The sequence below is a fragment of the Areca yellow leaf disease phytoplasma genome (genome assembly GCF_041920595.1).
In genome coordinates this window covers 430041-437704 of sequence record NZ_CP169277.1, presented here as the reverse complement: position 1 = coordinate 437704, position 7664 = coordinate 430041, and the positions used below count along the sequence as shown (strand labels likewise).

General features: G+C 36.9%; 9 protein-coding genes and 2 pseudogenes. 5 read left to right on the top strand and 6 right to left on the bottom strand.

Annotated elements, in window-relative coordinates; genetic code table 11:
- Positions 1-974 precede the first annotated feature (974 nt).
- The 4 genes from ACEW7V_RS02465 to ACEW7V_RS02450 all read right to left on the bottom strand — a co-directional run bounded on the left by ACEW7V_RS02465 (position 975) and on the right by ACEW7V_RS02450 (position 4398).
- A complete protein-coding gene (locus ACEW7V_RS02465; RefSeq protein ID WP_374695332.1) occupies positions 975-1331 on the bottom strand; it encodes a hypothetical protein in 357 nt (118 codons plus the stop codon).
- Between the two features lie 1095 nt (positions 1332-2426).
- Positions 2427-3137: a Ty1/Copia family ribonuclease HI gene (locus ACEW7V_RS02460; RefSeq protein WP_374695331.1), complete on the bottom strand. Its 711-nt coding sequence runs from the start codon at positions 3135-3137 to the stop codon at positions 2427-2429.
- Positions 3138-3258: 121 nt separating this feature from the next.
- Positions 3259-3822, bottom strand: a complete 564-nt coding sequence (locus ACEW7V_RS02455; RefSeq protein WP_374695330.1) for a reverse transcriptase domain-containing protein — start codon at positions 3820-3822, stop codon at positions 3259-3261.
- A 252-nt stretch (positions 3823-4074) separates the two neighbouring features.
- Positions 4075-4398 (bottom strand): hypothetical protein, encoded by a 324-nt coding sequence (locus ACEW7V_RS02450; RefSeq protein ID WP_374695329.1) that lies wholly within the window; start codon positions 4396-4398, stop codon positions 4075-4077.
- Between the two features lie 107 nt (positions 4399-4505).
- Between ACEW7V_RS02450 and ACEW7V_RS02445 the strand changes: the two genes are divergently transcribed.
- The 5 genes and pseudogenes from ACEW7V_RS02445 to ACEW7V_RS02425 form a co-directional block, all read left to right on the top strand.
- Positions 4506-4781, top strand: coding sequence for a hypothetical protein (locus ACEW7V_RS02445; protein WP_374695328.1), 276 nt, complete (start codon positions 4506-4508; stop codon positions 4779-4781).
- A gap of 40 nt (positions 4782-4821) precedes the next feature.
- Positions 4822-5235 carry a hypothetical protein gene (locus tag ACEW7V_RS02440; RefSeq protein ID WP_374695327.1) on the top strand — a complete coding sequence of 138 codons (414 nt, stop codon included), beginning with the start codon at positions 4822-4824 and terminating at the stop codon, positions 5233-5235.
- Positions 5236-5275: 40 nt separating this feature from the next.
- A complete protein-coding gene (locus ACEW7V_RS02435) occupies positions 5276-5509 on the top strand; it encodes a DNA-directed RNA polymerase subunit alpha C-terminal domain-containing protein (RefSeq protein ID WP_374695766.1) in 234 nt (77 codons plus the stop codon).
- A gap of 60 nt (positions 5510-5569) precedes the next feature.
- Positions 5570-5935 (top strand): annotated as a pseudogene (rplQ, locus tag ACEW7V_RS02430) (50S ribosomal protein L17).
- Between the two features lie 144 nt (positions 5936-6079).
- A pseudogene (locus ACEW7V_RS02425) lies at positions 6080-6642 on the top strand (tRNA pseudouridine(38-40) synthase TruA); the annotation flags it as partial.
- 392 nt (positions 6643-7034) lie between these two features.
- Here the strand turns inward: ACEW7V_RS02425 and ACEW7V_RS02420 are convergent.
- Complete coding sequence (locus tag ACEW7V_RS02420; protein ID WP_374695326.1) at positions 7035-7181, bottom strand: hypothetical protein; 147 nt, start codon at positions 7179-7181, stop codon at positions 7035-7037.
- 99 nt (positions 7182-7280) lie between these two features.
- A partial coding sequence (locus ACEW7V_RS02415; protein ID WP_374695325.1) for a hypothetical protein occupies positions 7281-7664 on the bottom strand: 384 nt, incomplete at its 5' end.

The window sequence follows — 7664 nt, the reverse complement described above, 5'->3', positions numbered from 1 at the left end:
TCATTTCATTCACTTAAATTTTCAATACAAATTACAAAAGATTGAAAGCAAAGATACAACCAAAAGTCTATTCACTATCACTAGGCAATTGTATGATAGGTTCTACTGGTTCTTTCTTAATCTTGGCACTAGTGCTAGTGGATGGTCCAGGTGGTGGCATGGAAGATATAGGCTCAACAAAATGTGGCTCAGAAGTTTGAGGTCGAAGGTGTGGTGCAGGCTGCCTAGGAGATGGTGTAGGAGTAGGGTTGAGGTCTAGGTGTAGCAAGAGGATGCAATGACTAAAGCCTGAAGCTGAGTGAGGGTCACCCAAACAGAAGAAAGTTCTTCTTCCATCTTCTTTATCCAGTATTCAGTGCAAGCAATTTAGTAGCCTGGGCATTAGCAAAAGCTTCAGTAGAGCCTCCAAGTCTCCAAACTTAGATCTCAGATGCCAATCCCTCGGGTGTAGTCTTCTTCCATTCTCTTGCCTTGTTCCAATCCACCCATCTTGAAACTCATTTCTTTCAGTTCAACCCTGAACTCTTCTATACTTTGGTCAACTGATTTTTTGATAGTTTGTGGTTGTCCTGAGGGTATCAGATAAATGCTTTGGGTGTCAAACTGTGGTGTAGGTCTAGCAGACTCAAGGGTGTCGACTCTGGATCTTAGCTATTGAACCTCACCACTAATCTCATCAAGTCTACTATCGACTGATTGGCGGAGCTCGCCAAACATCGAACTCATAGAGCTAGTCAGTGACTCGTGGTGAGTGATCTCATTGCTTACGCAATAAAATCTTTACAGCTGATAAAATTTTTGAAGAACCAACAAATGGTCCCTGAGCAGAAGGTGCTGGTGGAGAAGCTGGTGATGGAAACATCCTGGGACTCCCTAAGCTATGTGCTCAGTCTCCATAGTGTCATGAGTACTTGAGCTGTGACGAACTCAGTATCAACAGAGTGATGTCAATAGCAGCGACAGTAGGAGGCTCCTCAAGGGTGGTAATATCTGATGGTATCTAAAATAATCTCCCTAGGCAGTTCATCATCATCATCATCATCATCCTCACTGCTCGAAGATCCTATAGCTCTTATATCTATTCCTTTCTTCCTCCATGTTCCTTCTTTAAGTTCATAACCCATTCGCTGCAAGGATTTGGAGGTGTAGGTGTCTGTATGGTGAAGGGGTCTTCCATCTTCACCTTCAAGGTTTACTCTGGAGGCCTGGAAGAAAAGGGTAAGCACCATACCATAAGGCAAACATGCCTTAACCTTCCTGACAGCCTCTTTCATTTGCATCATCATTATGTGCGTCAAGTTGAGAGCTTCCCCCTCAATAACACAACCCATGAAACTAAGATCTTTCTCACTTACCCAGTCGAATCTTCCTGTCCTTGGAAGAAAGATCTTGTAATGAAATTATGCAATAACCTCATCTCAAGGGATAAAGTGTTGGCCATTACATTGCCAATGCTGCTCACATCCTCTCATTTAGAATCATTTTGAGGGTTTTCTCTCTGATCCTTCAGAACCAGATGTTTCAAGCCCTCAACGGCATTTCCAATAGGTTGCTAAGCCTTTCTTCAGTGACTATAATTCTTTTCCCTTTGACTATTGATTCCACATGATGTTCTTCAAGTCTCAAATTTTCATAAAATGATCTTACCAGAGCTGGATAGGTGGGTACATTCAGTGAACAGAAGGAGCTCCACCCTTGATCTTCAATTAGATCACCTATTCGTAACCCTAGTTCCTTGAGAAAAGTAAAAATAATTCTTCGACCACTGGTTACAGGTCGATTGGACATGGAGATCGGTTGTCGTGGAGAAGTGGGAGCAGCCATTTATTGAATTTCTTCTTCTTCTTCCCTTTCCACGGACCGAGTCGGCTCTTCCTGCTGATGCTTTGTCCATCTTTCCCTTTCTATTGAGGGTACAGCCCATTTGGACCTCTTGCCAACTACCATCTTGGGTGCCATTACAATCCTTGGCGAGAAAAAGAAGGAAATTGAAGCTCGAAAAGTAGGTTTGGATGAGTGGAGTAGATGTTCGAGTGGAGAGCACGGGTTGAGAGCAAGAACAATGGGTATAAAATTCTCGAAAAGTTCTACGGCTCTATTAAAAAATGAAACTTGCCCGACATCCGAGTCGGCTCGGCTAACCTTAAGTTGCCCGAGTCGGCTCGGCTAACCCTAAATTTTTGAGATGCAAACTCGACCCTAAGTTGCGAATTAAACAAATAGGAAACAAAACGGAATTACATAGTGATTAAGTGCCTTTCAGGCTGACCTGATTACTAGTCATTTCAATAGAAACTTTCCACAAGAGTTAAAAGAATGTTTAGAAATGAAATTAAATCTAGAAAATTGCATGGAAAGGTGTTCAAAGATATTGAATTGATGTAGGAGGCTTTCTAGATATTTTTTCTAAATTTGAAGAGATTAGGTTAGGAAAATTTTCTAAAAGGATCACAAAGACCTAATTCTCCTCTAATCATCTCAAATCTATCCTGATTGAGTGGCTTAGTGAAAATGTCAGCAAGTTGATTTTCAGTAGGGATGAATTCTAGTTCAATGTCACCATTCAAAACATGATCTCTAATAAAATGATGTCTAATTTCTATGTGCTTAGTTCTAGAATGCTGAATTGGATTTTTTGATAAATTTATAGCACTTGTGTTATCACACTTGATAGAAATTTTAGCTTGTGTAATACCAAAGTCTTCTAGTTGTTGTTTAATCCATAACACTTGTGCACAACAACTCCCTGCAGCAACATACTCTGCCTCAGCAGTAGATAGTGCTACCGAGTTTTGTTTCTTACAGTGCCATGAGATTAAATTCAATCCTAGAAATTGGCATGTACCACTAGTACTCTTTCTATCTATTTTGCATCCACCATAATCAGCATCAGAATAACCAAGTAAATTTAATGAAGAATGTTTTGAATACCATAGACCTAAATTATTTGTTCCTCTTAGATATCTTATTATTCTTTTCACAGCAAGCATATGTGATTCTTTTGGATTAGATTGAAATCTAGCACAAACACATATGCTAAACAAGATATCAGGTCTACTTATATTTAAGTTAATAAAGATCCAATCATACCTCGATATAGATATATAGCTTTTGATCAATGTTGTTGCCTTCTTCATCTTTATCCAATCTGCAGGTTGAGCTCATGGGTGTGCTCATTTCTTTGCTTGTCTCCATACCAAACTTCTTGATGATTTCTTTGATGTACTTGGCTTGGTTTATAAAGATTCCTTCCTTTGATTATTTTACTTGAAGTCCAAGGAAGTAGTTCAGTTCACCCATTAGACTCATTTCAAATTCACCCTGCATCAACTTAGCAAATTCTTCACAAAGAGTTTCGTTAGTTGCACCAAAAATAATATCATCAACATAAATTTGTACAACTAATATATCATTATTGCTTTTCTTTTTGATAAAAAGAGTTTTATCAACATTTCCTCTTGTAAAATCATTTTCAAGCAAGAAAGTGCTAAGTCTATCATACCAGGCTCTAGGTGCTTGTTTCAAACCATATAATGCTTTATTGAGTTTAAAAACATGATTTGGAAAAGCATGACTTTCAAAACCTGGTGCCTGTTCTACAAAAACTTGTTTGAATATAAAACCATTCAAGAATGCACTTTTCACATCCATTTGAAAGAGTTTGAAATTCATGTAGCAAGCAAATGCAAGAAGTAATCTAATGGCTTCTAGTCTTGCTACAGGTGCATATGTTTCATCAAAATCTATACCTTCTTCTTGGTTATATCCCTTAGCCACTAATCTAGCTTTGTTTCTAATTACGTTGCCTTGTTCATCTAACATTTCTATAGACCCATTTGGTTCCTATGATGGGATGGTTTGATGGTCTAATACTAAAGTCCATACCTTATTTCTTTCAAACTAGGTTTAAGTTCTTCATGCATGGCCATCATCCAGTTTGGATCAGATTCAGCTTCTTAGTATGAGGTTCTATTTGTGATACTAAGGCTAGGTAATCATGTGCATCTCTATGTGATGACCTAGTCCTAACACCTTGTGAAGGATCACCAATAATTAAATCTCTTGGATGAGAAGTTACATACCTCCATTCCCTTGGTAGATATCAGCATGATCCTTACTTATCGTTTCTTCTCCTTCTTGAGTTGGTCTTTCTTGTATGCTCATGTCTTCCATTTCTTTTTGAAGTGTACCTGCATCATTGTCTATGCACTCTTCTTTCTTAGAAGGTGAGGGGTTAGTTTCATCAAAAATAACATGCATTGATTCTTCTATAGTTAGAGTTCTTTTGTTAAATACTCTATATGCTTTGCTATGTAATGAATAACCAAGAAAAATTGCTTCATTAGATTTAGCATCAAATTTTCTTAGATTATCTTTACCATTGATAGCATAAAGCATTTACAACCAAAAACATGAAAGTAATTAATGTTGGGTTTCTTTTCATTCCAAATCTCATAGAGGGTTTTCTTTAAAATTGGACGAATCAGTTCAAAATATAACAAGCAGTGTTCGACTACTGTCCAAAAGTATCTTGGAAGATTGCCTTCACACAACATTGTTCGGGCCATCTCTTTCAAAGTCCTATTTTTCTATTTTGTTGTACGTTGTCCTATAAGATAGGAAACGCTCTAAGAAGAGTTTTGTTATCTTCTTTGCCTGGTACTGCTATTGTAAATGTTAAAATTCAAGGAGTAGAACAAGAAATTTACCACTATTCTGGCGTTTATGAAGATGTAATGACAATTATTTTAAATTTAAAAAAAAATTGTTTTTTGCCGTAGACGACGAATCAGATGATTTTGAAGAAAAAACTAGAACTAATTGCTAAAGGGGACACAACAACACCTAACCGCTTCTTCTTCTGAACTGCCTGCAGGAGTTAAAATCATCAACCCCGATCATTACATTACCACCCTTTCTGATGATGTTTGCTTTCATATGACAGTTACCGGTAAAAAAGGCATTGGTTATGTTGGCGCCAAAGACAACAAAGTTCACGGCGAAAATCAAGTAGGCGTTATTGCAATTGATTCTTTATTTACTCCTGTTGTCAATGTTTCTTATCAAGTAGAAAAAAAATTAGGCAACAAAGACGAATTAACTATTGAAATTACCACTAACGGCGCTCTTTTAGCTAAAGAAGCTTTAGCAACTGCAGCTAGCATTTTAGTAGATCATTTTAATGTTTTAGTAGAATTAAGCCAAAAAACCTGCTCATGTAGAATTTGTTTCTGAATCTAAAAAAGAAGCTCACAATTACGTACTAGATTTAGAAATTGAACAACTAGATTTATCTGTAAGGCTTTTTAACAGTCTTAAAAGAGCAGGGATTGACACAGTTGCTGCTTTAGTAAAATTAAGTGAAAAAGAAGTTGTCAAACTTAAAAGCTTAGGACGAAAATCTTTCCAAGAATTAAAAGATAAATTTTTAGAATACGGTTTAGAATTCAATGATTATCTTAAAGAAGCTTTGCATCACAGCGTTGAAGAAGACAAAGACAAACATTAAAACTAAAAACACATTAGAAAATAGAAAGGACAGATAAATTTTATGCCTTTTAAAGTATAAATTAGACGCAATAAATCTCAAAGAAGAGCTTTGTTAAGAACTCTTTTAATGACTGATTTAATTATTTCAAAGAAAAAATTATGATAACTGAATCCAAAGCTAAAGAATTACAAAATTAGCTGATAGAAATGGTTACTTTATCTAAAAAAATACTTTGCATACTAGACGCCAAGCCAAAAGACATCTTTTTGATGAAAAAATCAACGATGACACTATACAGTTTTGCAAAAACTATTTAAAAGATATCTCCCCCTCTAAATATACTTGATCGTCAAGGTGGATATACTAGGAGTTATTAAAACTGTTCCTCAATCAGTAGTGATAGTTGCTCCAATGGCAATTATTGCTTTGTTTAATAACAATTAACCAAGGCATTTTTAGTTTCTTTTTTGCTCAAAAAAACTTAAATTATCAAAACCTTCTTATCTTAAGGATTAAGGGAGGTTTTTTTAAAATATTAACCCCTTTTTTTCTTCACTCCCCTTATTTCCCATTTTAAATTATTAATAAATATTTTGTAGTTACACAAGGAGGCATTTTTGCAACGCTTTTTTTTATAAATTAATTTTGCTATGATGGAACTCCTTGTTATTATGGATATCAAAAACAACCTCAAAAAATAACCGTGCAACAAACTTTTGAAAAAAGCTTTAACAAAAATGACCCATCAAAAACATCCCTACTTTTGCAGCTAGTAGAACCGATAAAGGAGTCCATCCTTGGCAAGTGGCAAACCTCCTTATTTTCCAAACCTACTTTTTTCTAAAACCCACACATTTCCAAAAAACTCTTAATTATTTTTGCCTCCTGATATTAGAGTTAGACAAATGAACTTTGCCACTCCTAATTTTCATGCCTGTTATTCAGCGAAATCTAAAAATTTATCAATATTTTTTGCCAAAAAACCTCTCAACGCTTATCCATCATTTTCAAATTTTGCCGACAAACTTGATTTTATAAAATCACTAAAGCCCTAAAATTTATTGAAGGCACTCCATAATTTTTTTGCTTTTACTAGTGAGACCCAACTCAAAAATTTTTCTAAAACCATTTTTCAAGCCTTTATCAAAGAGCAAGAAATCAGGGTTTTCTGAATTTTCCTCCTGGGGTCTTCAAATCTTCAAGCTGGGTTGGACTTGTGCTATACTTCCATGTCTTCAATCTGATTGGACTTGGTCTTCACTTGTATGATGTAGTCTTGAGTCTTCAATATGGTTAATAGGACTCAAAAAAATAAAATTAGCTCGACATGAGCTGACTAACACTGGACTGAACTAGCTCAACATGAGCTAAATAATTACAAGACTTAAATGAAACAACTCAGCTGGACTAAGCTTTATTACAGTGGACTCGAATGTTATTTAAGTGATCCACAGAGGGTTGAAGCCTCTACCTTATTCTAGTGCCTTTGGTGTCCGCACCAATTCTCCCGGGGTGGGGAGAACTCGACCCTGTCGAGTGAAGATCAGATTGGCTCACATATCTCAAGAAGGTCTGGGTTGAGGCGTTGCAAGTCCTCTCGAGAAATCCACGAATCGTCCGACTCTGGCCGGCCTTGCCATCGGACTAGGAAGCGTTGATAACCGCGGCCCGGTCGTAATGGCTTGATCATCCAGGATACGCTCGATCCGTTCTCCTCTCTCAGGCCAATTAATTAGTGGACACTCTGGGTAAGGATCACTCTCAATAGAAGGAGATAGGCCCAAAAGCCTCACTGGGTATCATTGCCGGCCTTGTACTCAACCAGGTCTGTAATATCGAAGGTAGAACTGATGCCCATATCCGAAGGCAAGTCTAGCACATAGGCATTTGATCCAACCTTCTTTAATACTTTAAAAGGTCCGGCTCCCCGAGCATGAAGCTTCTTAACACTCCCAGGTGGGAACCGTTCAGGCCTAAGCCTAATCATGACAGAATCCCCTACATCAAATTCTTTGATCCTTCTTCGGGAATTAACCAAATTTTTATAAGTTTCATTGCTTAAGTTTATCTTTTGGTTAATGTCTTTATGCAAGTCTCTAATATGCTGTGCAAATGACTCTGCAGACTCTGAGACTCGTGCATGAATAGGTAAAGGAATCAAATCAATGAGCAA

Excerpts from the sequence above, each read along its gene's own strand:
- ACEW7V_RS02460 (WP_374695331.1), bottom strand. The coding sequence starts at position 3,137 with ATGAAGAAGGCAACAACATTGATCAAAAGCTATATATCTATATCGAGG.
- ACEW7V_RS02465 (WP_374695332.1), bottom strand. The coding sequence starts at position 1,331 with ATGGGTTGTGTTATTGAGGGGGAAGCTCTCAACTTGACGCACATAATG.
- ACEW7V_RS02420 (WP_374695326.1), bottom strand. The coding sequence starts at position 7,181 with ATGATCAAGCCATTACGACCGGGCCGCGGTTATCAACGCTTCCTAGTC.
- ACEW7V_RS02450 (WP_374695329.1), bottom strand. The coding sequence starts at position 4,398 with ATGCTTTATGCTATCAATGGTAAAGATAATCTAAGAAAATTTGATGCT.
- ACEW7V_RS02455 (WP_374695330.1), bottom strand. The coding sequence starts at position 3,822 with ATGTTAGATGAACAAGGCAACGTAATTAGAAACAAAGCTAGATTAGTG.